Genomic DNA, 24,806 nt, shown 5'->3' with positions numbered 1-24,806 from the left:
GTACTTTCCAGAAAACTAGCTAAAGAGGAGCTTACCCAACATCAGCGAACACATCGCCAGTAGCATCGGCTTGGCGACCTTGGCCCCCTTGTGATGCACCAAGGCAGACCCGTAGCGCGCGCCGATCCACTGCCCCACCGCCATCACCAAGCCCACCCGCCACAGCACTTGCCCGCCCAGCACAAACATCAATAGCGCCGACAGGTTTGACGCGATAAGCAGCAACTTGGCGTGCGCCGTGGCCTTGGCCAGACTAAAGCCAAGCAAACTAATAAAGCTGATGATAAAGAACGAGCCAGAGGCCGGGCCCAAGAAGCCATCGTAGAAGGCAACCAGTGGCGCGGTGGTAAAGCCGTAAGCAGTCATGCCAATGCGGGCCGTTAGCTCTTTATCGCCAAGGCGCGGCGAGAAGGCGATATACAGGCCAGCCAAGGCAATCAAGTAAGGCACTAAGGTGAGCAAAACATCGGTGGGAATACGCTGCACCGCATACGCGCCCAGGCCCGCACCAATAAAGGAGCAGATCATCGGCACCTTAATCGCCGAGAAGTCGATAAGCCCCACCCGCATAAAATAACGCACCGACGAGAGCTTGCCGAAAATAGCCTGCAGCTTGTTCGTACCTAGCGCCTGAGCCGGCGATAGCCCCAGCAGCATTAGCACCGGCAGGATAGTCAGACCGCCGCCACCGGCAACAGCGTCGATAACACCAGCGAATAGCGAGGTGGCAAAGGCGATTAGGAGTAGTTCTAGGGTGATGTCCATGGACGCTAAAGTATTAGTAGTTCAAAAGAGTTAGCAGGGATTATCTCTGACGATTGAGTGTTTCAATCGCTTGAGTCATCTCAAGCTCAAGACTTGTAAGGCCTATTGGATAGGGAGTGGCTACCTTTATCAGCAACACACCAATGTAATTTCGCAAGTACTCATACCAAGGAAACTTGCTGAGTGATGACCTGAAATCACCTTCAAGCGCGTCATCCCGCGACCATGCATTGTTAATTAACGCGCGGTAATTTTTAGCAAGCCGGTTCACCGTAGTGCGCTCCTTGTAGATAAGCCGGCTCAAGATGTTGAGATTAGAAAGTTGCTCTTTCTGAGCCATCGCGACGAAGTTCAAGCTGCTATAAATTGAAGCAAAATCGTAGGCAAAAACTCGGGCAAAAGATCGCTCACTGTCAGTCAGTGGCTCAACCTGAGTACTGGCATTCAGCTCAACCAGTGCATTCAATGTAGCAGCAGTCCAATTCAGTATGAGCACCTTAGCGAGTGAGGACTCCGTCATCACTAAGTGTGCGCGCAATTGTGCAAGTAGCTCCTCAAGCTCAACAGCACTTCCCGCTTGGAGGTGTTGTGCCACCATTAACCTCACCATCTGATTGGCCAAAAGCCAATTAACATCGGTGCGGCGATTAATATCGGGGGGAAACACCGGAGAGTAGTCATCACTGGCAAGAAAAGCCTTCATGCGCTGCAAAGGCACTGAATAATGCTCTAGCGCCCCCGTCAAATCGCTATCCAGGAAACAAGAAGTACTGTTGTCGGGGCAATCATCTAGCGCATGCTCAAAGTCCCATTTCGCAAACTCACACAAATCGCTTTGCTTGTGAGCGCAAGCTTTTCCCACCGCTATAGGGTCTTGCTCTTTATCGGTGTCCAGACCAATAAGCAGATAGTAAGCATCGTTCTCGCGAGGCTCTTCAACCAAGCTCAGTAAATACCGCGCATCGTCAGAAAGCGGCTCATCGTAGAGCATAAATGCGGCGAACCCCATAATGGCAAGTATGCCTATGGAGAGGGCAATGGTAAGTTTGTGTTTCAGCATTGGAGGTTTACATGAGAACGTTCGACAGCAGGTCTTAGTGTCTCAGAACCCGACAAACAAAAGCAATGACTGTATTGTTATCGACTGATCTCCTCCTACACATTTAAGTATTCAAACGAAAATACGCCACCTATCAACAGTAGCCAAACAGTCATCAAGCTGTCATTAACGCTTAACTCCGCTGTCTTTTTTCAGGAGTAATGTTCATTTGAACTCTAAACGAAAGCCAAACGAACATGATTCTGGAAGCGCGCCAACAAGCCATTCTTAAGCAGCTCAATGAGCAGGGCTTTATCTCAACTGATGCCTTGGCCAAGCACTATTCGCTGACGCCGCAGACCATCCGTCGCGATATTAATGCCCTGTGTGAGTTGGGTTTGGCGCGCAAGCAGCATGGCGGGATTGCCCTGCCGCCGGCGATGAACAACCAAACCTTTGCCAAGCGTGCAGGCATCAACGCTTCGATGAAGCAGTTGATCGGCCAAGCCGCGGCCAAGGTAATTGAGCCGCAGAGCACCCTGTTTTTGGGCTATGGCTCCACAGTGGTTCAGCTGGTCGAAGCGCTGCCACGTGAGATTAGCCTCACGGTAGTCACCAACAACCTAAATGCCGCGTTGAGCCTGACCCAGTTCCCCAATATCGAGACTTGGGTCAGTGGTGGTCGCTTGCGCCATCAACATCACGATATCTGCGGCCTGCCTGCGCACAACTTTTTGCAGTCCTTCCGCGCCGATTTAGCGGTGTGCGGGATCGCCGGGATCTCGGCTAGCGGCGAGCTACTTGAGTTCCAGCACGACGAAGCGGAGCTAACCCGCACCATGCTTAGCAACAGCAAGCACAATCTGCTACTGGCGGATTCCAGCAAGTTCCTGCGCAGTGCCAGCGTTTGCTTTACCACCCTTAAACATATTGATGCCCTCTACACCGACTGCGACGCCGATGAGCTGGCGAGCCTGTGTAAACAGCATCAAGTCGACCTTCATCTGGTAGGAAGCCCCCAATGAGCTACTTACAGCTTCAAGACCTGAACAAGCACTTTGGCGATTTTCAGGCGCTACACAATATTGAGCTAAGCATTGAACGCGGCGAGTTTGTCGCGCTGTTGGGGCCATCGGGCTGCGGCAAGTCGACCCTGCTGCGCATTCTGGCCGGGCTGGAAGCACCGAGCAGCGGCAAGATGCTAATAGGCGGCCGCGATGTCACCAGTTTGGCGCCCTCGCAGCGCGATATCTCGATGGTATTCCAGTCCTACGCCCTGTTCCCCCACCTCAGCGTGAAAGAGAACATCTTGTTTGGCCTAAAGGCCCGTAAGGTTGAAAAACAAGAGCGCCAACGCCGTTTAGACGAAGCCTTGGAGCTGGTCTCGCTCGGTGAGCAGCAACACAAGCTGCCCAGCCAGCTCAGTGGTGGACAGCGCCAGCGAGTCGCCTTGGCCCGAGCTATCGTAAGCCAGCATCCAATCTGTTTGATGGACGAGCCACTATCGAACCTCGATGCCAAGCTGCGCGCCGATATGCGCAGCGAACTGCGTAGCCTACAGCAGCAACTTGGGCTAACCCTTATCTACGTGACCCACGATCAGATCGAGGCCATGTCGATGGCCGATCGCATCGTGCTGCTCAGCGAAGGCCAGGTTCAGCAGGTGGGCAGCCCCCACGAGCTCTACAACCAGCCGCAAAACACCTTTACCGCGCGCTTTATCGGCTCACCGGCGATGAACATCTTTCAGCTACCCGGTCAGCAGAACCAGTTGGGCGTGCGCCCGGAGCACCTGCGTCTAAGCAGCCAAGGGCTGAGCTGCCAGGCCCTCAACACCGATTACCACGGCGAGAACACCCTGCTGAAGGTGGCGCTGGAAGACCAGCAGCAGATCTTCATCAAGGTGGAACGCTTTCAGCAATTTGCGCCCGGCCAACAGCTGTTTTTGGACTGGGATGACCAAGACCTACATCAGTTTTGCCACGCCAAACAACAGCTTGTGGCAAGTAATGCAACCTCTTCCCTCAACCCCGCGGGCCTTAACTAAACCGTCCGCAATTGGAGACCTAAGCAATGAAGCTTAACAAGTACGCCTCTACCTTAAGTTTATTGGCTGGCCTTGCCGCTGCTCCGGCATTGGCCGAGACCACCGAGCTGACCATGTACTACCCCATCTCGGTGGGCGGTCCATTAACCCAAGTGGTCGATGGCATGGTAGACGAATTTGAAGCGGCTAACCCCGATGTTAATGTTACCGCCATTTATGCCGGTAACTACGACGACACCCGCGTAAAAGCCTTGGCTGCCATTAATGCGGGCGAGGCGGTGCAAACCTCGGTAATGTTCTCCATCGATATGCTGGAGTTACAAAGCCGTGGGGTGATCCGCCCGTTTAACGACTTTGTGAAAACCGAGGAAGACCAACAGTGGCTAGATAGCTTCTACCCGGCGCTGATGGAAAACGGCCAGCTAGACGGTCAAACCTACGGCATCCCGTTCCAGCGCTCCACCATTGTGATGTTCTACAACAAAGACGCCTTCCGCGAAGCCGGTCTTGACCCAGAAAAAGCGCCGACGACCTGGGCAGAGATGGCCGATGTAGCCAGCAAGCTTGTTAAGAAAAACGGCTCGGGTGAAACCGAGCGATGGGGCCTGATGGTGCCATCGACCGGCTACCCCTACTGGATGTTCGGCGCGTTCGCCAAGCAGCAGGGCGAAACCCTGATGAACCAAGCGGGCACCGAGGTGAACTTTAACTCGCCGAAGATGGTTGAAGCCCTGCAATACTGGCGCGATCTGGGTGATAAGTATCAGGTAATGCCAACCGGCACCATCGAGTGGGGCACCCTGCGCCAAGAGTTCTTGGAGCAAAACACCGCCATGATGTGGCACACCACCGGTAACCTGACCGCCGTAATGCAGCAAGCCAGCTTCGATGTGGGCGTAGCCCAGCTACCCGGCAACGTGGAGCCGGGCTCACCAACTGGCGGCGGTAACTTCTACTTGATGAATAGCGGCAGCGAAGCCGAGCAAGAAGCGGCCTTCCGTTTGGTTAAGTTTATGACTGCACCAGAGCGCAGCGCGCAGTGGAGTATTGCCACCGGTTACGTGGGTATCAGCGAAGCGGCTTACGCCACTGCCGATCTGCAAGACTACGCCAAGCAAGTACCACAAGCCTTGGTGGCTCGCGACCAGCTAAGCGTGGCCACTGCAGAGTTGGCTACCTATGATGCTGGCCGCGTACGCCGCGTACTCGACGATGCAATTCAATCGACCCTCACCGGTCAGGCCTCTGCTGAAGAAGCACTGAACACCGCACAAAGCCAGGCGGAGCGTTTGCTACGTCGCGCCAACCGCGGTTAATACGCCAAGGTCAGTGAGCGCACGCTCACTGACCTTGCGCCGTAACGCTTGATACGAGCATGTGAACACCTTATGCCAAACACCCTATTAAACTCGATGCGCAGTTCCAACTTTGCCTTCGCCTGGATGCTGCTATTGCCAGCCATGGTACTGCTGAGCTGCTTTACCTATTTTCCAGCCTTTAGCGCGTTTTATAACAGCCTGTTCGCCACCGATTTTTCCGGCGCGCGCCACTTTGCCCTGCAAGATAACCTGCTGGATCTGTACTACGACCCGGTGTTTTGGCGAGCGCTTACTAACAACCTGTGGTACGCCCTGATTACCGTGCCTGCCTCGATGATACTGGCACTGGTGATGGCGCTTTGGGTAAACGAGAAGTTTCTCGGTCGCAGCCTGCTGCGCCTGTCGTTCTTCCTGCCGACCATGTTGCCGATGGTCGCCGCTGCTAACATCTGGATGTTTTTCTACTCCCCCAATATCGGCCTGTTTAATCGGGTGTTAGCGGTATTTGGCATACAGGGCGCGAACTGGTTGGGCGACCCGAGCACCGCGCTTTGGGCGACTATGTTGCTCGCTATCTGGAAAGAGGCCGGCTTTTTTATGATCTTCTATCTGGCGGCGCTGCAGGCCATTCCCAGCGAGCTCAATGATGCCGCTCGCTTAGAAGCGCCGGGCTATTTCTACCGACTGCGCCGCTTTATTCTGCCGCTACTCGGCCCCACCACCCTATTCGTGTTTATCAATGCGGTGATCCACGCCTTTAAGGTGGTCGATCATCTGTTCATCCTCACCAAAGGTGGCCCGAATAACGCCAGTACCTTGCTGCTCTACTATATCTACGAGACGGCTTTTGCCTTCTTCGATGCGGGGTATGCGGCCATCCTCACCATGGTGCTGTTGCTGCTGTTAGGCCTTTGCTCTGCTATTCAATTCGCCCTTAGCCATAAGCGAGTACATTACCGATGAGTATGTTAACTGCCATACCGAATACCGCTTCTGCAAGCGGTGCGAACACTGCTTTGTCGATAATGCGCCTTAGCAACATTACCGCGGCATGGATACTGGGCTTTCTGTGGGTGTTACCGCTGTTGTATATGCTCTGGGCGGCCTTTCACACCGGCTCGGATGCGATCTACTTTGATTTGAGCGCGCCCTGGAGCTTGGATAACTTCCGCCACGCCTGGGAGATGGCGCCGTTTGTCCGCTACCTGTTTAACACCTTCGCCATGGTCACCCTGCTGCTAAGCCTGCAGATCACCGTATGTACACTGGCCGCCTTTGCCTTAGCACGGGTCGAGTTTCGTGGCCGGCAATGGGTGTTCGCCTTTGTGCTACTGCAGATGATGGTGATGCCCGAGGCACTGATTACCGAGAACTACCAGATGGTGGCGCGCTTTAACGCCATCGACACCTATTGGGGCATCGCCCTGCCCTATGTGGCCAGCGCATTTGGTATCTTCCTGCTACGCCAGGCCTTTATGCAGGTTCCACAAGAGCTGGAAGATGCCGCCCGGGTTGAAGGTTTGTCGCGCTTAGGTGTGTTACTCAAGGTCTATGTGCCGCTGGCCAAGCCCACCTACTTGGCCTACGCCTTGGTGTCGTTAAGTCATCACTGGAACAACTTCCTGTGGCCCTTGGTGATCACCAATACCACCGACAGTCGCCCGATTACCGTGGGGCTGGCCTTGTTTGGCTCGCCAGAGGTAGGCGTCGACTGGGGGGTACTCAGCGCCGGAACCTTGATTGCGATTGCGCCGCTGCTGGCCATGTTCCTGCTGTTCCAGCGCCAGTTTATGCAAAGCTTTATGAATGCGGGGCTTAAGTAATGAATGACTGTAATACCGGTCCCGTCATCTTAAGCTGGAACATCCAAAATGGCGTCGATGCCTTCATAAAGCCTAAGCAGCGCGAGCAAATCGACTATCTGCGCGAAAGTCGCGCCGATATCTTCGCTTTGCAAGAGGTGGATGATCGTTACTTTAGCCAGCTACAAGCCAGCCTGCCCGACTATCACTGGCAGCTAGTGCCAGCACTTAGTTATGTTGAGAACGGCCAGCCACGCAGCTTCGGCAATGCCATTGCCTCGCGCCTGCCGGTTATCCAATGGCGCAACCACTGCTTGCTGCCCGCCCCCAGCGAGGCCTACCAACATATGCCGCGTTCCGCTGGCGAGATGGTGGTGCAAAGCTCTCAGGGACCGCTTCGGGTGATCACCACTCATTTGGAGTTCTTCTGTCGCGAGCAGCGCAGCAGCCAATTGGCGCAGATCGAGCAGATCATCGATGCCGCCAAGGTGCTCAGTGAGTCCCCCAGCCAAGCCCGCGACGGGCTGTATCGCCCATTCGCGCTGCCTGAAGCTTGCATCCTGTGTGGCGACCTGAACATTCCGGATAACTCTGCAGAGTACCGTGAGCAGTTAGCCGAACGGCGCCAGTGGCTCGATTTAGCGGCAGACAACCCACAAGCCACCTGCGGAGTGTTTGACCACCAGCAGTGGCCCGATGGCGCCGATCGCCGCGATTATTTCCTCAGCCACGGCGATGAGCTAGCGGGCTCCGTCAGCGTTGATCTCGGCTGCGACCTGTCTGATCATCAACCCCTCTTCCTTACTTTAAGTTGTAACTAAGGCCAGTACCTTTCTCTATGAGCGCTTTTTCCCGACCCGACGTTATCTTTACCGACGTAGACGACACCCTTACCCTGCACGGCGAACTGCCGGTTGCCACCCTGACCGCGCTGTATCGTCTGCGCGAGGCCAACATTGCCGTGATCCCGGTGACCGGCGCCTGTGCTGGCTGGTGCGATCAGATTGCCCGGCTATGGCCGGTCACCGCCGTTATCGGTGAGAACGGTGCGTTTTGCATCGATAAGGCCGACGGCCAGCTGCATTACATCGATACCCAACCCGAGCAGCAGCGCCTCGACAACCATCGCTGCCTACAGGCCTTGGCCGAGCGAGTGCTGGCCGACAACAGCAAGTTCAAACTGGCGCAAGATAACGTCTACCGCCGCTACGATTGGGCCATCGACTACAACCAACACGCCAGTGGCATTACCCAGCAAGAGCTGGAGCAAGCGTTGGCACACATCCATAACAGCGGCGTGCAAGCCACCGCCAGCTCGATTCATATCAATATGTGGATTGGTGATAACAACAAAAAGCAGGGCGCGCTTAACTGGCTAGCTCACCACCGCCCGGATTGGAGCGAACAACAGATCCTACAGCGTTGTGCCTATATTGGAGATTCGTTAAATGATGAGCCGATGTTCGCCTACTTCCGCCACTCTGTGGCAGTGGCTAACATCGCGCCGCACTTACCACGGCTGCAGCACAAGCCTGCGCTGATTATGACTAAGGAAGGCGGTGAAGGGTTTGCCCAGTGGGTAGATGGATTGTTAGCGGGAGCTTAGAGTAAGGCACTTGAAACACCAGAGGGAGCGGGCCTCCCTCTGACGCTCCAGCTTGCTGCTCAATGGCAACGCTGCGGATAGATCCCTTGGGCTGTTGCTTGAGTACAATAGTAACCATATTGCATGGGGGTCATCTGTTGGTTGTGTCCAACCTGGCCAGCAGCAACGGAAGCGCTGGTCGACGCTAGCGCCATGGCAAAACCCAGCAGGGCGAATTTAGCGGTAATGGCGTTATTCATGTCACATCTCCTTAAACCGAGCACTTAAAGCTCATCTTCACTGCGAGGAAGCAACCTGCCTCCCGTGATTCCGTGCTTCTCCAGCGACCTTACGAAAAGCAACCTTTTGCAAGCGAGTTTACATAGGGCCTTACGTCAGCCTGGCTGCATAAGCCGTTGTTACGACGTTTCAGCATAGAGAGAGGAGGAGCAATACTCGCCTCCGTCAAAATACTCCATGCAGCAGAAGCACTTACTGAAGGTTAGGCGATGGGAGCGGGTCCATTTTTATTTCGATTAACTAAGTTTTACGTTAAATGTTTATTTAACCTCATAAATAAGCATAATAAAAAACATAAAAATCAGCTAACACCGCCAGACATAGGCTTGAATAAGCAATAGAAAAAGGCCGCCAAAAGGCGGCCTTTAATAATTACAAACATCATCTTAACAGAAAGGAGATAGTGGTTCACCGCGGCGCGCTTCTTGGCGACAAGTAAAGCGGTCAGCACCATCCGACCCTAGGGTGTGTCGATAATCAACTTTCTGATAACCACTGTTATTCGCAGCCATTCCAGGAAGGCTTACAGTAAGTGCACCAGTAACAAAAATTGCAGTAACGGCTGTTTTAATGGCTTTCATGGCTCTATCTCCTAAAACTCAAATTCAATCAGACTGTGTAGTCTGGTTAAATAGACCTAGCACCCCAACAAACTATTTCAAATTATTCCTAAATAATTCAGAAATACCTCTTCGAGCATTACAAGTTGATGTTTTGGCGTTGGTTTTCGCTTGACGTTTTCTGCAGGTAAAGCTTGGGATTCCAGCCACATAGCGCCCAACCAGTGTTGAGCAATCTCTAGACCCTAGTCTTGGGCTAGTTACAGCCACGCAGACCAATGCCCTGGGCCTTCAGCTGACTGCACTCTAAGGTATCGACTAACACTGCTCGCCCAGACGGGTGGTCACTTTGCGCATAACTCAGGGGACTAAGGGAAAGCGCCAAAGCAAGTACCATTGTGATTTGGGCAAAACTACGAGTCATTTTCACAACAATAACTAAAGCCCCTTGGTTAGTTAGAAAGAGTAAGCATCGCTTCAAACTATGCCTACAGGTGAGAGTCCTACAAGATATGATTATAGACGCCGACTTTAATCCTTACGAAAAACTGGACTCAGCAAGCCCTATAATTCGAGAGTGTTTTATTGACAACCAATATTAAACGCAGATGGGGAACACTTAGATCAGCGCTGCTTTCAAGGAAGCATCAGATCAAAAATAAAGCAAGTACTTTGATTAAGAAGTGCTAATAGTGATATTGGTGAATAGAACTATACAGCCGCACCTAATGACCGATTAAAAAACATAAGAGCCAGCATTCATTGTCATTATACTTACTGCACATATAGTGAGCAGGATAAAGACAACAAGGCTGACTCTTAGTCGCTGTAACTTTTACGTCCCTACTTACGCAGTCACTGACTTATATACGGTCGCAAACGCCTTCGCATTGGCGCGGATCTGCTCATCGCTCATCCCCGCTTTGTACAGCGCAGAGCCCAAGCCAAAGCCGTTCGCCCCTGCATCCAGATACGGCTTCATACTGCCCTCTTCGGGGTTAATGCCGCCAACCGGCAGGCAGATAGTCTCTTTGGGGAGTACTGACTTCATTGCTTTGAAGCCATCCATTCCCACCATTGAGATTGGGAAAAACTTCAAACCGGTTGCGCCTGCTGCCAAGGCGGCAAAGGCTTCCGAAGGCGTCACTACGCCGGGGAAGGTGACACAACCAGCGTTAACCGACATTTCAACCACTTGCGCATTGAAGTTCGGCGTTACCACCAAGTTCGCACCGGTGTCGATAACCGCTTGGGCTTGCTCTGGGGTGGTAACGGTACCTGCGCCAATTAGGTAGTCTTTGCCGAAGTGCTCAACCAAGGTCGCGATGCTAACCAGAGCATCTGGGCTATTCAGTGGCACTTCAATCATGGTGAAGCCTTCGTCGATCAGGATCTGGGTTACCCGAACCACGTCTGCAGGCTCTACACCACGAATAATGGCTACCAAAGGCAGGTGCTCTGCCAAATTAAAACTGCTATTTGTCATCACTCATTACCTCTTTAATTTTCAACATACCGGCCAGAAAGGCCTCATCGCCACTGACAAACTGGCTATCCAGTCCAAGCTCGCGACATGCCAGCGCGTAGCGCTTGCACAAGCCTTGACCGCCGACGAGCTGCAGCGCCTTGCTATCAAACTGGCGCAGCTCTTCGCCGATAATCAGGCCAGAGAGATAGTCCATCACCTGCTCTTCTGGCAGATTGCCGAACAAACGGTGAGTCCGGGTGCTAAACAGGCGGCTGCTCAGCACCGCGCTACCGCTCTCGTTAACCCCGCGCAGAAACGCCGGCTCGGCGCTTTGCTGCTCAGGCAGCCCACGACCTAAAATGGTGTGCTTGGACAACACCGAGAACAGCTCTCCGGTCATAAAGGTGTTAAAGCCCAGTAGCTGGCCGTCTTTTGCATGGATGTGCTTACTGTGGGTGCCGGGAAAGGCGGCATGTAGCGAAGATTGGCCCGACAAGGCCAACAAGCCAAACAGTTGTACCTCTTCGCCGCGCATGACATCGGGAATACCGTGCTCATCCACGGTGCTAACGCCCGGGATGATTACCGCCTGCGCGCCCCAAGGCAGGGTAAAGCGATGGCACTGCTCGGCAAGTTGCCCAATGCTGACGGGCGTTTCCACGTAAGGTACGTCGACCCAGCCCTGCGCCGAGCCCACCATACCTGCCATAAACACCGGCAGTTGCTGGTACTCGCCAAGCCACGCTCGTAGCTCTTGCTCGAGACGCTGTGCAAACTGGCCCTGCTCAACTTGCAGCAAGCCCATGTTGCGCTCGATCTTATCGATTAGCGCGCCATCGCTATCCATGGCAAAGGCGCGAAAATTGGACGTTCCCCAATCAACAATCAACCATTCAATGGTACTACTCATGATATCTACTACTCCCCCAGCACAGCCGTATTCACCGCTGCACCGGGACTATCAAATGTGGGATTAATTAATTTTGTATTGCTCAATCACGCGGCGATCGACATCCACGCCGATCCCTGGCTTGGTGGAGATCTGCACCTTGCCGTTCGCCATCTTGATGCCATCGCAGATCAGATCTTTGCGGAAGGGATGCGATGACTGGTCGAACTCCAACATTGGCTCAATCGGGTTCAACGACAGCGGAGTGGCGGGCAATGAAGCGATAAACTGCAGCGACGCCGCAATACCAATACCCGAGCCCCACACATGGGGGATCATACGGGTAGCGCTGGCCTGGGCCATGGCAGCAATCTTCTTACACTCGGTGATACCGCCAGACGAGCACAGGTCTGGCTGGATAATGTCGAGAGCACGACCTTCCAGCCATGGACGGTAACCCATCTTGCCAAACACCTGCTCACCGGCCGCAATGTAAGTGCCCGACAGGTTCTTAAGCTGTTGGTAGCCTTCTAGATCTTCCGGCGACAGCAGCTCTTCGAGGAAGTATAGGTTTAGGTCTTCGGTGGCCTTAATCAAGCGACGGGCCGCACCAGAGTTGTAGGCGCCGTTAGCGTCGGCCATAATTTTTACATCCGGACCGACGGCTTCGCGGATTGCCCTCATAAAGGCAATATCTTGTTCGATGCCAAAGCCAATCTTCAGCTTGAAGGCTTCAAAGCCGGCATCTACGTAGCGATGGGCTTCGGCAATCAGATCGGCTGGGTAGTTGCCCTCGGCCACTCGATAGAAGCCTGTTGCATAAGGGGTCACTTCAGTGCGGAAGGCACCACCGATAAGCGCATGGATCGGCTGGTTACAGGCCTTACCAATCACATCCCACAGCGCAATATCAACGCCACTGATGGCATTCACCGCCGCCCCACCTTGGCCGTACGGGCGGGTGGTGTTGTACATCTCTTCCCATAGCACTTCGACATCGAAGGGGTTGCGACCAATCAGAATGGGCTTGAACACTTGCTCAATGAAGGCTGCGGCAATGTGTGGTGGCTGCAGGCCATGACACAGCGCTTCACCCCAGCCGATGATGCCGCTATCGGTTTCAATCTCGACAATCATCGAGCTACGGTTGTGCGCCCACCCCTGGGAAAAGTAGAACGGCGTTTCCAGCGGAACTGAAATGGCGTGAGCAGTCACGTTTTTGATTTTCATAATGATCTTCTCTTTAACTTAAATCAGGGCCAGCGTGAGCTGAGGAATAAACACCACCAAGGCCAGAGCAACCAGCATGGCAATAAAGAACGGAATAATGGCCTTGGACAAGCGCTCCACCGACACACCCGAGACACTCGAGCCGACAAACAGGTTCAAGCCCAGTGGCGGAGTGATAAAACCAATCGCCAGCGTGACCACCATGATGATGCCCACATGCACCGGGTGGAAGCCAAACAAGGTGGCTACCGGTACCAGAATCGGCGTCAGAATAATGATGGCCGCGACGGTTTCCATAAAACAGCCCACCACCAGCAGCAGCGCAATCATCAGCAGGATGAACACCACTTTGCTCTCGGAGAAGGCCAGCATGGCATTGGCGATCTGCGTGGGGATCTGCTCCAGCGCCAGGTACTTACCAAAGGCGGTTGCCGTGCCCACAATGATTAGCACGATGACCGAGGTAATCACCGATTTAGTGAAGATGGCAGGCAAGTCAGCCACTGTAATCTCTTTGTAGAAGAACAGGCTAACAATCAGGCCGTACACCACCGCGACCACACTGGCTTCGGTAGGGGTAAAGATACCGCCATAGATACCGCCGAGGATGATGACCGGAATCAACAGCGCCAGCTGGGCATGTTTGAACTGCGCCCACACCTCTTTGAATGAAAACGGCTCGCTTGAACCTTTGTAGCCGTGCTTCTTCGAGTAGTAATAGGCATAGGCCATCAGGCAGAACGACACCAGCATTCCCGGAATCACACCGGCAATAAACAGATCGCCAATCGAGGTGCTGGCCGACACGCCATACATCACCATCGGGATACTGGGTGGGATCATCACACCAATGGCACCGGCTGCCGTCACTACCGCGGTGGCAAAGGCCTTGTCGTAGCCGTACTTGATCATCGCCGGGATCATGATCCCGCCCACTGCGGCCACCGTGGCAGGGCCGGAGCCCGAGATAGCAGCAAAGAACATACAGGTGATAATCGAGGCAATCGCGAAGCCACCGGTCAGATTCTTCACCAGCGAGTTAGCAAAATTCACCAAGCGCTGCGAGATACCGCCGCTGCCCATGATATCGCCAGCCAAGATAAAGAACGGCACCGCCATAATCGGGAATGAGTCCACCGAGGTCACCAAGGTGCTCACCAAAAAGTCCAGGCTCAAGCCTCCCGAGGAGGCGATCGACAACATGGTCGCTAGGCCCAGCGCCACTGCAATCGGCACCGACAAGAACACCAACAGGGCGAAGGTGGCAAACAGAATAAAGATCGACATTAGTTGCCCCCCTCTTCCAGTGAGTCTAACGACTCGTAAGTGGCGAACATCTGTTGAATTAAACGAATCACCGCCAGTCCAAAGCCTACCGGCGCCGCCAGGTAAACAGTCCACATCGGCAGACCTAGCGCAGGCGATGACTGCCCAAGCATTTGCAGGTTAATCACCATCTGGGTCGACTTGTACAAAATCACCGTCGCAAACACCAAGAACACCGTGCTCGCCAATAGCGATAGATAATGCTGCTCTTTTTTGTCGAGCAACATATTGATGGCATCGATGCGGATGTGGCTGCGTTTAGCCACCGCAAAGCTCAGGCCTATGTACACCAACCAGATCATGCAGTAGCGCGCCAGCTCTTCAGTCCAGGTCAACGAGAAGTTAAGGGTGCGGGTGACAACCTGCAGGAAGATTGCCCCCACCATGATTGCCAGCAAGCTGCAGGCAATCACGTTTTCTAAATATTTATCTAACCATTTAAGCATTGTGCTTCCTCACTCCCCCCGTAGGGGGAATCACCTTAGGGCTGAGCCAGCTCAGCTTCGGCCTTACGGATCTCTTCGCGGAAGGCTTCAATCACATCGGCGCCGATAATCGACTCGTACTTATCCACCACCGAGGCGGTTGCATCCTGGAAGGCCTTGCGCGCATCCGGCGTCAAGGTTACAACCTCCATGTTTTGCTCAATGGTACTCAGGCTGTCCAGATTCACTTGACGGTTCACCTCGCGCTGGTAGTCGCCAGCTTCGATAGCGGCCTGACGGATCACTCGCTTGTCTTGACGGCTGAGTTTATTCCAAGTCGCTTCACTAAAAATCAGTGCCAACGGGGTGTACACGTGGCCGGTGTCGGTCATCGAGCCCTGCACCTCATAGAGGTTGTTCAGGGCAATGTTGGGATAAGGATTTTCCTGGCCATCTACCGTGCCTTGCTGCAATGCAGTAAATAGCTCGTTAAAGGCCATCGGCGTGGGGGTGGCACCCATGGCGCGCCAGGCGTCCAAGTGCAATGGGCTTTCCATGGTGCGGATCTTAAGCCCGCGCACGTCTTCGATGGACTGCACCGAGCGACGCGAGTTAGTCAGATGGCGAAAGCCATTCTCCCAAAAATCCAGCCCCACCAGCCCGCGCGAGCTCAGCATCTCAAGCATCTGGTCACCGAATTCACTGCGCAGCACTTGGTCGGCAACCTGTTCGCTACTCAACATAAATGGCAGGTCAAATACGTTGTATTCAGGATAGAAGTTGGCCAGCGGTCCGGTTGAAGGAATCGACACGTCCAAGGTACCTAGCTGCAGCATCTCAATGGCAGCACGGTCGTCGCCAAGCTGAGCTGAAGGATAGATATCCACCTTCAGCTCGGTGTATTTCTCAACGATCTCCTTGAACTTCTCAGCCCCATCAAAGATCGGATGCTGATTGTTCGAGCTCATGCTAAAGCGCAATGTGCTCACTTGAGAGGTGTAGCCACCCTCCTCATAACCCGAGGTGGATTTGCTGTTGTTAAGGGCTGCAAAGCCAATCACAGAGGCGACAAAAAGCCCACCCACTGCCAAAATTTTACCTGCTTTCGACATAGCACTACCTAGTTAAAGCGATGATTGAATCTGCTGCCCAGGCCACGCAAGCCGACAGACAGCGTTAGTTAAGCTGCTCTGATATCTTTTTGCAGTAGCTCGTAATCACAGGAACAAGCTCACGCATACGGTCATCAGGCATGTACTCTTTAATGCTGGTCACCGATACCGCGGCAATGATGTTGCCGTACTTGTTGCGGATCGGAACCGCGACACAGTGAACGTGGTCCTCGTTGTCTTCGAGGTCAAAGCTGTAATCACGCTTTGAGTACTCGTTCATGCGCTGCATCATGGCGTCCACATCCTGCTGGGTTTGTGAACTAATCAAGCGCTTCCATTCCATTTTTGGCATATCCAGCATCAGCGCCTTGCCCACGCCGGTAATCGACATGGGTAGCCGGTCGCCCACTTGTGAGCGCATCTGGATCTGCCGCTGTCCGGGTAACTTATCGAGGTAGAACACGTGGTCTTCATCCTTAATCCCCAAGTGCACGGTTTCCTGCGTCAGCTCTGACAGTTCGCGAAGATACGGCTTAGCGATCTCCTTGAGCGGCATGTCTTGCTGTGCGCGGATCCCCAGTTGAATCACCTTGGTACCCAGTACCAAGCCAATCCCCTTCACTTCACGGATATAGCGCGCCTCAATCAGCCCTTGCAGGATGCGATGCACAGTGGATTTGGGATAGCCAAGGACCAGGCAGATATCTTTTAACTGGCGATGACCGTCTGCGACGGCGTCGATGACGGCCAATGCCTTAACCAGTGCCTGATTTCCTTGAAGCTTGCTCATAAATCACCCTCCTGATGCGGTGGAAAATATAACGGTTAGATAGAAACAAAAGTGTGATCACCCTCAACGTTCCACAATGCAAAACTATAGTTCCACATTGTGGGATTATGATACCCCTGCTGAATGACTAACTCAATCCACGCAGTCACCCTCGCCCCGCTGCCAACAGGGCTAGGGACGGATCAAGCCAAGGGTGGTCATACCACACACGAATTCCACCATATGGGAACCTGAATCCAGAAACGTTTAGATCACAGTTTTATTTAAATTGAGCTGAATATAATCTCGCGGAGTTTGCTAAAAGGATATGAGGTAAAAATTTAATGGAAGCATCAAAGTTATATATTGGCGGAGAACTTGTTGAGGCATGTAGCACACATCAATTAATTAACCCAGCAACGGATCAGCCTATTTCAGACATATTTGTCGCAAATAAAGAACATGCGCTAGTGGCACTTGAGCTGGCAAATAAAGCACAGCAAAGCTGGGGAAAAAGTACAATCAATGAGCGCAGCACATGGATGTTAAAGCTAAGAGATGCGCTGGCTAATTATGAATCCGAGCTTCGCCTATGTGTGATGAACGAAATGGGCAAAACCTGGAAAGAAACCCAGGAAGATTTCGATATGCTGATCCACAGCCTGGAGTATTACGCTGAAGAGATTAAGCGCCATGCCCCAGAAGCCATCCCAGACATCGATGGCACTCATCGCCATACCTTGTCCTATCGCCCGATTGGCGTGGTAGTCGCTTATCTTGCTTGGAACTTCCCACTGCTTAATCTCGCCTACAAGATTGGCCCCGCCATGGCGGCAGGATGCCCAATCATTCTCAAGCCATCGATTAAGTCGCCTCTGTCGGCCTATCTGGTAGGGGCCATCTGCCACTCCATCGGGCTGCCTGCCGGCGCAGTGAATGTCTTGGCCGCTACCGACCGAGAAGTGAATGATGTCTTGTCTAGCTCTAAGATCCCAGCAATGCTGACTTTGATTGGCTCCACCCAAACCGGCATGAAGGTCATGCAGGCCGGCTCCTCCAGCAGTATCAAACGCTACTCCATGGAGCTTGGCGGCAACGCGCCGTTTATCGTCTGTAAAGATGCCGACTTGGACTTAGCGGCCGACATCCTGACCGCCCTTAAGTACGGTAACTGCGGACAGATCTGCGTGACTCCGAACCGGGTACTGGTGGATGCCAGCGTCTACCCAGCCTTTAAGGACAAGGTTATCGAGCGCACCAACCGAGTGGTGTTAGGCACCGGTACCAACTCACCCGGTACCATGGGTTGCTTGGTTGATAAGGGCGCGCGCGACAATGTACACAGCTTTGTCGAAGATGCGATTACCCAAGGCGGCAGTCTGCTACTCGGTGGTGGTTTTGATGAGACTCAGCCCGGTGCATTCTACCCACCTACCGTCATCGAGGGGCTCAACACCAACATGAAGATCTTCCATGAAGAGGTGTTCGGCCCGGTGATCTGCATGGCGACCTTCGACAGCGAACAAGAGGCCGTAGAGATCGCCAACAACACCGAGTTTGGCCTGGCCTCGTATGTGTTTACCAACAACAAAACCAGCGCCCGTAACATCGCCGATCAACTCGAGTTTGGCGAGATCCAAATTAATGGCGTGAAATACCACATCAGCCTGCCCCATGTTGGGATCAAGCAATCAGGCATCGGTTGTGATTGCTCAGCCCACGCCCTCACTGAGTATCTGTACCTGATACGCGAGACCGAAGCGCTGCTGTAGCGCGTCTCACCACAAAAAAAGCAGCTCTTCGGAGCTGCTTTTTTATTTGTTGTAAATATTTGATCTACAGAGGGTTTAGAAAGAATAAAGAAATTAGAACAAACTACAGGCAGGCTGAACAAATAAAAAGCGCAGAGTGAAACGACATTGTAATCCAGTTAATAGCTATCAATTTATAGTCACCGCCATAAATATTAAATCTCCCGCACAACGGGAATATCACCATCACCCCACTATTCGTGATTGCCATCGCTAAATCAGAAAATCCAGCATGCTAAAGTTACTTCGAATTGAACGCTAGCTTAAACAGCTCATATAAAACAATCACATCATGAGCCGCTTATATTTAGCAAAACTGAAATACTTTTATATTTAGTGGTAGCGAATGGTTATTTAAAAACCATAAGCAAAAGAGGCATACAAGGATCAGTAATGACAGACAAAAAAAGAAATCTCTTTAACTTTATGATCATCATCGTATTAAGTGGATTTGTTTTCGGCGTTGATGCCGGAATCATCTCCGGTACGGTAAAGTTCATTAAAGCAGAATTCCATTTAACCGATTTGCAAGTTGGTACGGTGGTTAGTGCTCCGGCGTTTGGTGCGATTATCGCACTGCTTTTCAGCGGTACATTGGTAGACAAAATTGGCCGCAAAAAAGTCATGCTGGTGATTGCTTTCCTTTATTTGGTATCAGCCATTGCATCAACGTTTGCCAATAGCTACCCCGTACTGGTCGTCGCCCGTATGCTCGGCGGTATGGCATTCTGCTGCTTGAGTATCGCCTCCATGTATATTGGCGAGCTAGCGCCAAGTAAGGAACGTGGTAAGTATGTGGCCTCTAACCAGGTGATGATGGGAATCGGCTTCTTTGTGGCTTACCTGATTAACTACGCCTGTGTACTGTTGCTTGACGATAACTCCCTGCTGTTCTCAACCGAGAACGTATGGCGCACCATGTTCGCCAGTGAGATCCCAGTGGTTATCCTGTGGACCCTAGCCCTGTTTAAACTGCCAGAGTCACCGCGTTGGCTGATGAAAAAAGGCCACAAGCAAGAAGCCACAGACATCATCGCCATGGTCACGCCTGACCACGAAGTAAAAGAGGTGGTTCAAGAGATTGAAGAAAACCTGCTGATTACCGAAAGCAATGTTCCGCTAAAAACCCAGTTCCAAGCGCTGCTGTCTGGCAGAATGCGTAAAATCCTGGTTATCGGTGTTGGCTTGGCCTTGGTGCAATCGTTTAGCGGCATGGGCGCAGTGTCTTACTACTCGCCAATGATCTTCGAGCAAGTTGGCCTGGGTGAAAACAACGCCTTCCTGCAAACCACCTTACTTGGTCTTATCAGCATCATCTTCGCCTTGATTGCCATGCGCTTGGTAGACAAAGCGGGTCGCCGTAACTTGCTGCTGGTTGGTCTGCTGACCATCTGCTTGAGCCACCTAACCATTTGGCATGGCTTTAGTAGCGCCGAGTACCATATCTCAGAGCAAGGCATCGCCAAGCTTGAGGGTAAAATCGATACTGCGCCGTTAGGCACATTGCTAAACAGCGAGTTCAAGACCGACCGTGACTTCAAAGACGCCATTCGCCCACTCTACAGCGATAGCGAGATTGCACTCAGCGAAGGCACCTTGATTAACGCCTTTATCAAGCTAAACCCTTACGCCATCGTGACCGCCATCTTTGTGTTTAAAGCGGCGTTCTTCTTCTCAATTGGTCCGATTATGTGGGTCGTGTTCTCTGAGGTCACACCGAACTTGGTGCGCTCTGTGGCCATTCCATCATTCGGTCTTATCGCCAGCCTGGCCGCCTTCTTTGTGCAGCGCTTCTTCCCATGGCAGCTCACCAACTTCGGCGCCGCGAATACCTTCTTAAGCTACGCCATCTGCAGTGGACTCGGCATTCTGTTGGTATGGCTGGTATTGCCAGAAACCAAGAACAAATCGATTGAACAGATTGAGTCTCTGCTAATTAAAAAAGGCGCAGACGAAGAGGCTGAAGCCGCCCCGGCAGCCGTCGAAGCCAAGCAGTACTAATAGGCCGTGGAATAAACAAGAAGTAGGTTAAACCATGAAAAAGAACATAATAATTCTACACACCGACCAGCAGCGCTTTGATAGCCTGGGCTGTAACGGTAACCAACATGCCCAAACCAATAACATCGATGCCTTGGCATCTGAGGGCTGTAACTTTACCCGGCATATCTCCACTAACCCGGCGTGTATGCCATCACGGGCCAGCCTAATGACCGGCTTGTACGTACCCGGCCATGGCGTATCGTCGAATGGTATCCCCTTGTGGCGTCGCGACAATGGCTGTGAAGACAAGAACAACGTGATCAGCCAACGCCTGTTCGGAGTGGATGTGGTCGACCGGATCCCCACCTTGGCGGATATCCTGTCTGACAATCAGTACAACACCGCCCTGTTCGGCAAGATGCACCTAGAGCCAATGCTGGCCGATGAGTCCTACGGCTTCTATGACTCCTACGCAAACTGGGATAAGGAAGAAGCCGAGTACGACGAGAAGCCCTACTACGGCTTTAACACCAAGAAACTGATCTTGGGCCATGGCGAAGCGCCTTGTGGCTACAACCGTGGCCACTACGGTCGCTGGCTACATAAAAAGCACCCAGAGCTGCTCAAATCGGTATTCCCGGGTGAGGACATCAATACCAAGGAAGGCTCTATCCGCGACGATATCTATGCCTCCAAGCTGCCCCCTGAGCTGCATAACACCATGTGGCTGGCCGACGAGGTGTGCGAGCACCTGGAGCAGAATAAAGACAGCGATCAGCCAAACTTTATTTTTGTCGGCTATCCGGATCCACACCATCCGTTTACCCCGCCGGAAGAGCTGGCAGCCGAGTTCCACGATATACCACTGCCCGAGTTTACCCGTCGCGAAGACTTGGTGGGTCAAAAGCCCAAAGCGGTCCAAGAGACCATGGAAAACTTTAGCGCTGACCCAGAGGATCTCGCCCTCGCCTATCGCTACACCGCCGCGTCCGTCAAGCTGATTGACCGCTCGGTGGGTCAGATTGTCGAGAAGCTAAAAGCCTTAGGCATGTACGACGATACCATTATCGTGTTCACCTCTGACCATGGCGACTTCCTGGGCGATCTGGACATGATCTGTAAGTACGATGTGGCCTTTAACAACCTGCTTCACCTGCCATTTATCGTAAAACCGGCGGCTGGGCAGCAACTGCCAGAGCAGTGCAGCACCCCAATGAGCAACGCCGATGTAGTGCCTACCCTGCTCTCGATGGTTGGCGTGGATGTGCCTAGCTACGTTCAGGGCATCGATATCTTTGGACCGAAAGCCGATGGCAACACCCCGATGGTGACCTGCTATACCGCCCGGGAGGCGAATCGCAACGTATCGCTGTTCGATGCGAACTTCCGTTACACCTACTACTTGGATACCGGCGAAGAGGAGCTGTACGACCACCGCACCGACCTAAAAGAGACCGCCAACCTGGCGGATACCAGCGACCCAGTGTTTAAGTCGATCTGCAGTGACTTCCGAGCACGTTTATTCCAGAAACATATCGAGTGCGACATCGGTATATTTAACCACTATGCGCTTTGGTAAAAATTAAAGCGGAATAATACCTAGGCCTTTCTTTTCAGAAAGGCCTTTTTATATCCATCGCCATAAAAACACACAGTTAATAAATCTTATCCCACATAACGGGAGCTTTATTCCACAACCAACCATAAAGATCTTGATCACAATTTATACAGCCACAGTTGTTAGAATTAACTCAATTCCAAAGCATTGTGATTAATTAACTAGAGAACTCATACAACTCTGCCAAGGGTTAATTAAAACCCAGAACACTGTTAATCAATATGCACTTGTGAATTAACCGACTTTATTTCTAATGAAAACCTAATGCTCATTTGAGCTCATTACGAGGGAATAGGAATGACCCAAGAGTTATGCTACAGAAGGACTTTGATTTCAGCGCTACTAGGGGCATCTTGCCTTTTCGCGAATAGCGTTATTGCAACAGAAGCCGTTCAACCGCACACCGCCAAACCCGGCGAAACCTGGGTGCTTCAAGAGGACCGCTCCGACGAGTTTGCCTTTGAGGACACCGGCAAGTGGGATTTCCAACCAGAACCTTTCCAGATCTGGACTTGGTCTAAAGAAAACAGCTACGTGGAAGATGGCGTTCTTAAGCTGACCGCATCTTACGATCAGCACAACCGTAAGTTCCAAGACGGCTGTAACGATAAAACCGTGTACGACTTCCCGCTGTTCTTCCGCTCAGGCATGGTGAAGTCAAAAGCGACCGGCACCTACGGCTACTATGAAGCGAAGATCAAAGGCGCCGACTTGCACCCGGGCGTATCGCCAGCCTTCTGGATCTATAGCTTTATCGACACCACGCTAAAAGAAGAAGGCGATATTCAGTACGCCGAGATCGACATCGTAGAGCTGCAGCAGGACGAGGAAGATCCTACTCACAGTGACCACAACCTGCACAACATCATCGTCAAAGATGGTAAGCCGCAGTGGGTACGTCCAAAGCCAAACCCAGAGACTCACCAAAACCTGCATAACTTGGGCTTCGACCCTCGCGAAGACTTCCATATCTATGCAGTAAACGTCACTCCAGACGACATCACCTGGTACGTTGACGGCCAGCAGGTCGGCTACAAGAAGAACCTTTACTGGCACCGCCAAATGAACGTAGCCCTGTCACTGGGTATGCGCGGTAAGAAGTTCACCCGTTGGGATTGTAACCAGTTCTACCCTGTGGACGTAGCCGAAGAAGATAGCGGCCTACCAACCACCATGGAAGTTGAATACGTTCGTGTGTGGACTCAGGAATAAGATTCTGAGAAGAAAATAGTAGGCGAGCAATAACTCGCTTACTTGATAGGTAATTAGAATAGGCTCGATGAAGCTGATACGCAGGGATAGCGTTGAGGCAGCATCGAGCCTTTTATTTATCCCTATTGACGATTATCAATAATCACCAAAACTGTCGCCATTCACCACATTCAGGCTCCCCACGGCGAGCCACCAAACGGTTTGCCGATAAAGCCCTAGCTATTGCCTAGCGCCTGCCCTCCACCCCGGAAACACACCGGATGTCAGCCCCACAAAATGGCCGTGCTATAGCATACGCAGGTCAGGACTGATCACCACTACTGGCTTTTGCATCAGTCTGAGGCAGTCACCCACTTGAGTGCTCGAGATAGATAACATGGATGTCCCGCTAACTTCCAAATAACATCGTTTGATCAAAGCCTTTGGGCTCGCTTGCTGAGACAGCTACAGACGAAAGAGAACCATTGGCACTTAAGTTATTTATAATATTTTGATCGCTTTCCTCTGAAACGTGGTCAAAGATAGTTAAACGCATAGATAACGACCACCGTTAAAAACACAAACGACACGCTGGCGAACTTATAAATTATCCAGCACCGCGCGGAGATTTTCGATAAATAATCATCGTCCAAATCGTTGTGTCCATTTTTAAGGAAATGCAAGAACTTACCGCCCCCACTTATAGAGTTGTTCTTTATTAAATGAGGACTCCCTAACTTCTGCCAGCATTCAAAGTGATTATCCTTTAAATACTTTTGTATTTTCCAAATCATAACCAAATACAAGAATATCATTCCTGTAACCAAAGGTATAAGAAAACAAATTAAAGCTACGGCAATAATTTCTAACACTAGTACCACCAAATATCTTAATAATCGTCAAACTCAAATCGAAAGTAGTCAATTCTCGAGTAATCGGCCTTCATTGGCGCCAAAAGCGTACTGCTTATGCTAACTCCTTTCACGAATCCTACGGACAGCGTCATCGAGAACGCATTTTCGTCCAAGAACGTCGCGTGTACACATGCCCCGAGCCCCCACCTACACATATCGAGTGATTGGTATACACTGGAGCCCCTGAGGCGTCTCCCAAACCGAATAGCTTTATTTCCATGGTTGCTGAGGCACTAGCTCCATAAGCCACACCTAATCCAGGATCAATGTTCACAGTATGTTCGTTGTTGCCTTGAAGCGGCGTTGTTGATCAATTCAGTACAGGGAACACAGTATCCCTGCGCTGTTCAGCAGTTTATCCAGCTGCCTGACGAACAGGCATACCTAGCCTGCTCATTTTGTTCAACGCCGCCACGCCAGCCATAATTTCACCTACTTGAGCGTTGTAATCACGCAGGCTCAATTTGCCGCTTATGAGTTGCTTGTAGCGATACATTGCCGTCTCTGATAGCGACCGCTCATGATAGCCACAATCCTGTTTCCATGATGCTAACTGCCCGCTCTTAAGCGCATTTACGGCTTCGTTCCGCGGGTGCTCACCACGCCAATATCCAGCATTCTTCCTTGGTGGAATGCTGGCAGTAATGCCTTTC

Annotated in this window: 22 protein-coding genes and 1 pseudogene; 11 read left to right on the top strand and 12 right to left on the bottom strand. The window is 52.1% G+C overall.

The features are described from left to right. Positions 1-15 precede the first annotated feature (15 nt). Positions 16-765, bottom strand: coding sequence for a TSUP family transporter (locus G461_RS0110515; protein WP_026971809.1), 750 nt, complete (start codon positions 763-765; stop codon positions 16-18). A gap of 40 nt (positions 766-805) precedes the next feature. Further along, complete coding sequence (locus tag G461_RS0110510) at positions 806-1,825, bottom strand: hypothetical protein (RefSeq protein WP_026971808.1); 1,020 nt, start codon at positions 1,823-1,825, stop codon at positions 806-808. A 236-nt stretch (positions 1,826-2,061) separates the two neighbouring features. Here G461_RS0110510 and G461_RS23925 point away from each other — a divergent pair, with 236 nt between their 5' ends. The 7 genes from G461_RS23925 to G461_RS0110475 all read left to right on the top strand — a co-directional run bounded on the left by G461_RS23925 (position 2,062) and on the right by G461_RS0110475 (position 8,578). Beyond that, on the top strand, positions 2,062-2,829 hold the full coding sequence (locus G461_RS23925) for a DeoR/GlpR family DNA-binding transcription regulator (protein ID WP_051333496.1): 768 nt from the start codon (positions 2,062-2,064) through the stop codon (positions 2,827-2,829). Next, positions 2,826-3,851 carry an ABC transporter ATP-binding protein gene (locus tag G461_RS0110500; RefSeq protein ID WP_026971807.1) on the top strand — a complete coding sequence of 342 codons (1,026 nt, stop codon included), beginning with the start codon at positions 2,826-2,828 and terminating at the stop codon, positions 3,849-3,851. The genes G461_RS23925 and G461_RS0110500 overlap by 4 nt, the downstream gene beginning before the upstream one ends. A 26-nt stretch (positions 3,852-3,877) precedes the next feature. Continuing rightward, entirely contained in the window at positions 3,878-5,167 is a 1,290-nt protein-coding gene (locus G461_RS0110495) for an ABC transporter substrate-binding protein (RefSeq protein WP_026971806.1), read from the top strand. Positions 5,168-5,239: 72 nt separating this feature from the next. Then, positions 5,240-6,133 (top strand): carbohydrate ABC transporter permease, encoded by an 894-nt coding sequence (locus G461_RS0110490; RefSeq protein WP_211236266.1) that lies wholly within the window; start codon positions 5,240-5,242, stop codon positions 6,131-6,133. Next, on the top strand, positions 6,130-6,993 hold the full coding sequence (locus G461_RS0110485; RefSeq protein ID WP_084429145.1) for a carbohydrate ABC transporter permease: 864 nt from the start codon (positions 6,130-6,132) through the stop codon (positions 6,991-6,993). The genes G461_RS0110490 and G461_RS0110485 overlap by 4 nt, the downstream gene beginning before the upstream one ends. After that, positions 6,993-7,793 (top strand): endonuclease/exonuclease/phosphatase family protein, encoded by an 801-nt coding sequence (locus G461_RS25510; RefSeq protein ID WP_026971803.1) that lies wholly within the window; start codon positions 6,993-6,995, stop codon positions 7,791-7,793. The genes G461_RS0110485 and G461_RS25510 overlap by 1 nt, the downstream gene beginning before the upstream one ends. 17 nt (positions 7,794-7,810) lie before the next feature. Then, the gene (locus tag G461_RS0110475) at positions 7,811-8,578 is read left to right on the top strand and encodes an HAD-IIB family hydrolase (RefSeq protein ID WP_026971802.1); all 768 of its coding nucleotides are present in this window, start codon (positions 7,811-7,813) and stop codon (positions 8,576-8,578) included. Between the two features lie 59 nt (positions 8,579-8,637). Here the strand turns inward: G461_RS0110475 and G461_RS0110470 are convergent, their stop codons facing one another. The 9 genes from G461_RS0110470 to G461_RS23910 all read right to left on the bottom strand — a co-directional run bounded on the left by G461_RS0110470 (position 8,638) and on the right by G461_RS23910 (position 16,657). Beyond that, positions 8,638-8,817 carry a hypothetical protein gene (locus tag G461_RS0110470; RefSeq protein ID WP_026971801.1) on the bottom strand — a complete coding sequence of 60 codons (180 nt, stop codon included), beginning with the start codon at positions 8,815-8,817 and terminating at the stop codon, positions 8,638-8,640. Positions 8,818-9,243: 426 nt separating this feature from the next. Then, positions 9,244-9,438 carry a hypothetical protein gene (locus G461_RS26075; RefSeq protein WP_157360283.1) on the bottom strand — a complete coding sequence of 65 codons (195 nt, stop codon included), beginning with the start codon at positions 9,436-9,438 and terminating at the stop codon, positions 9,244-9,246. 826 nt (positions 9,439-10,264) lie between these two features. Next, the gene (locus G461_RS0110460) at positions 10,265-10,903 is read right to left on the bottom strand and encodes a 2-dehydro-3-deoxy-6-phosphogalactonate aldolase (protein WP_026971800.1); all 639 of its coding nucleotides are present in this window, start codon (positions 10,901-10,903) and stop codon (positions 10,265-10,267) included. Next, complete coding sequence (locus G461_RS0110455; protein WP_026971799.1) at positions 10,893-11,795, bottom strand: 2-dehydro-3-deoxygalactonokinase; 903 nt, start codon at positions 11,793-11,795, stop codon at positions 10,893-10,895. The genes G461_RS0110460 and G461_RS0110455 overlap by 11 nt, the downstream gene beginning before the upstream one ends. A gap of 63 nt (positions 11,796-11,858) precedes the next feature. Beyond that, positions 11,859-13,004, bottom strand: coding sequence for a mandelate racemase/muconate lactonizing enzyme family protein (locus tag G461_RS0110450; protein WP_026971798.1), 1,146 nt, complete (start codon positions 13,002-13,004; stop codon positions 11,859-11,861). Positions 13,005-13,022: 18 nt separating this feature from the next. Continuing rightward, positions 13,023-14,291 carry a TRAP transporter large permease gene (locus G461_RS0110445; RefSeq protein WP_026971797.1) on the bottom strand — a complete coding sequence of 423 codons (1,269 nt, stop codon included), beginning with the start codon at positions 14,289-14,291 and terminating at the stop codon, positions 13,023-13,025. Then, complete coding sequence (locus G461_RS0110440) at positions 14,291-14,776, bottom strand: TRAP transporter small permease (protein WP_026971796.1); 486 nt, start codon at positions 14,774-14,776, stop codon at positions 14,291-14,293. The genes G461_RS0110445 and G461_RS0110440 overlap by 1 nt, the downstream gene beginning before the upstream one ends. A gap of 35 nt (positions 14,777-14,811) precedes the next feature. Continuing rightward, positions 14,812-15,867, bottom strand: a complete 1,056-nt coding sequence (locus tag G461_RS0110435) for a TRAP transporter substrate-binding protein (RefSeq protein ID WP_026971795.1) — start codon at positions 15,865-15,867, stop codon at positions 14,812-14,814. 64 nt (positions 15,868-15,931) lie between these two features. After that, on the bottom strand, positions 15,932-16,657 hold the full coding sequence (locus G461_RS23910; RefSeq protein WP_051333495.1) for an IclR family transcriptional regulator: 726 nt from the start codon (positions 16,655-16,657) through the stop codon (positions 15,932-15,934). Between the two features lie 323 nt (positions 16,658-16,980). Here G461_RS23910 and G461_RS0110425 point away from each other — a divergent pair, with 323 nt between their 5' ends. The 4 genes from G461_RS0110425 to G461_RS0110410 all read left to right on the top strand — a co-directional run bounded on the left by G461_RS0110425 (position 16,981) and on the right by G461_RS0110410 (position 23,260). After that, positions 16,981-18,408: an aldehyde dehydrogenase family protein gene (locus G461_RS0110425; RefSeq protein WP_026971794.1), complete on the top strand. Its 1,428-nt coding sequence runs from the start codon at positions 16,981-16,983 to the stop codon at positions 18,406-18,408. A gap of 432 nt (positions 18,409-18,840) precedes the next feature. Next, on the top strand, positions 18,841-20,448 hold the full coding sequence (locus G461_RS23905; protein WP_051333494.1) for an MFS transporter: 1,608 nt from the start codon (positions 18,841-18,843) through the stop codon (positions 20,446-20,448). A gap of 34 nt (positions 20,449-20,482) precedes the next feature. Further along, entirely contained in the window at positions 20,483-22,009 is a 1,527-nt protein-coding gene (locus tag G461_RS0110415) for a sulfatase family protein (protein ID WP_026971793.1), read from the top strand. Positions 22,010-22,345: 336 nt separating this feature from the next. Beyond that, positions 22,346-23,260: a family 16 glycosylhydrolase gene (locus tag G461_RS0110410; protein ID WP_035480024.1), complete on the top strand. Its 915-nt coding sequence runs from the start codon at positions 22,346-22,348 to the stop codon at positions 23,258-23,260. Between the two features lie 1,248 nt (positions 23,261-24,508). On the opposite strand, the pseudogene G461_RS0110400 reads toward G461_RS0110410, so the two are convergent. After that, a pseudogene (locus G461_RS0110400) lies at positions 24,509-24,806 on the bottom strand (IS5/IS1182 family transposase); the annotation flags it as partial.

The sequence above is a fragment of the Aliagarivorans marinus DSM 23064 genome (assembly GCF_000429485.1).
Lineage (GTDB): Bacteria > Pseudomonadota > Gammaproteobacteria > Enterobacterales > Celerinatantimonadaceae > Aliagarivorans > Aliagarivorans marinus.
This window is presented reverse-complemented; position numbering and strand designations above follow the sequence as displayed.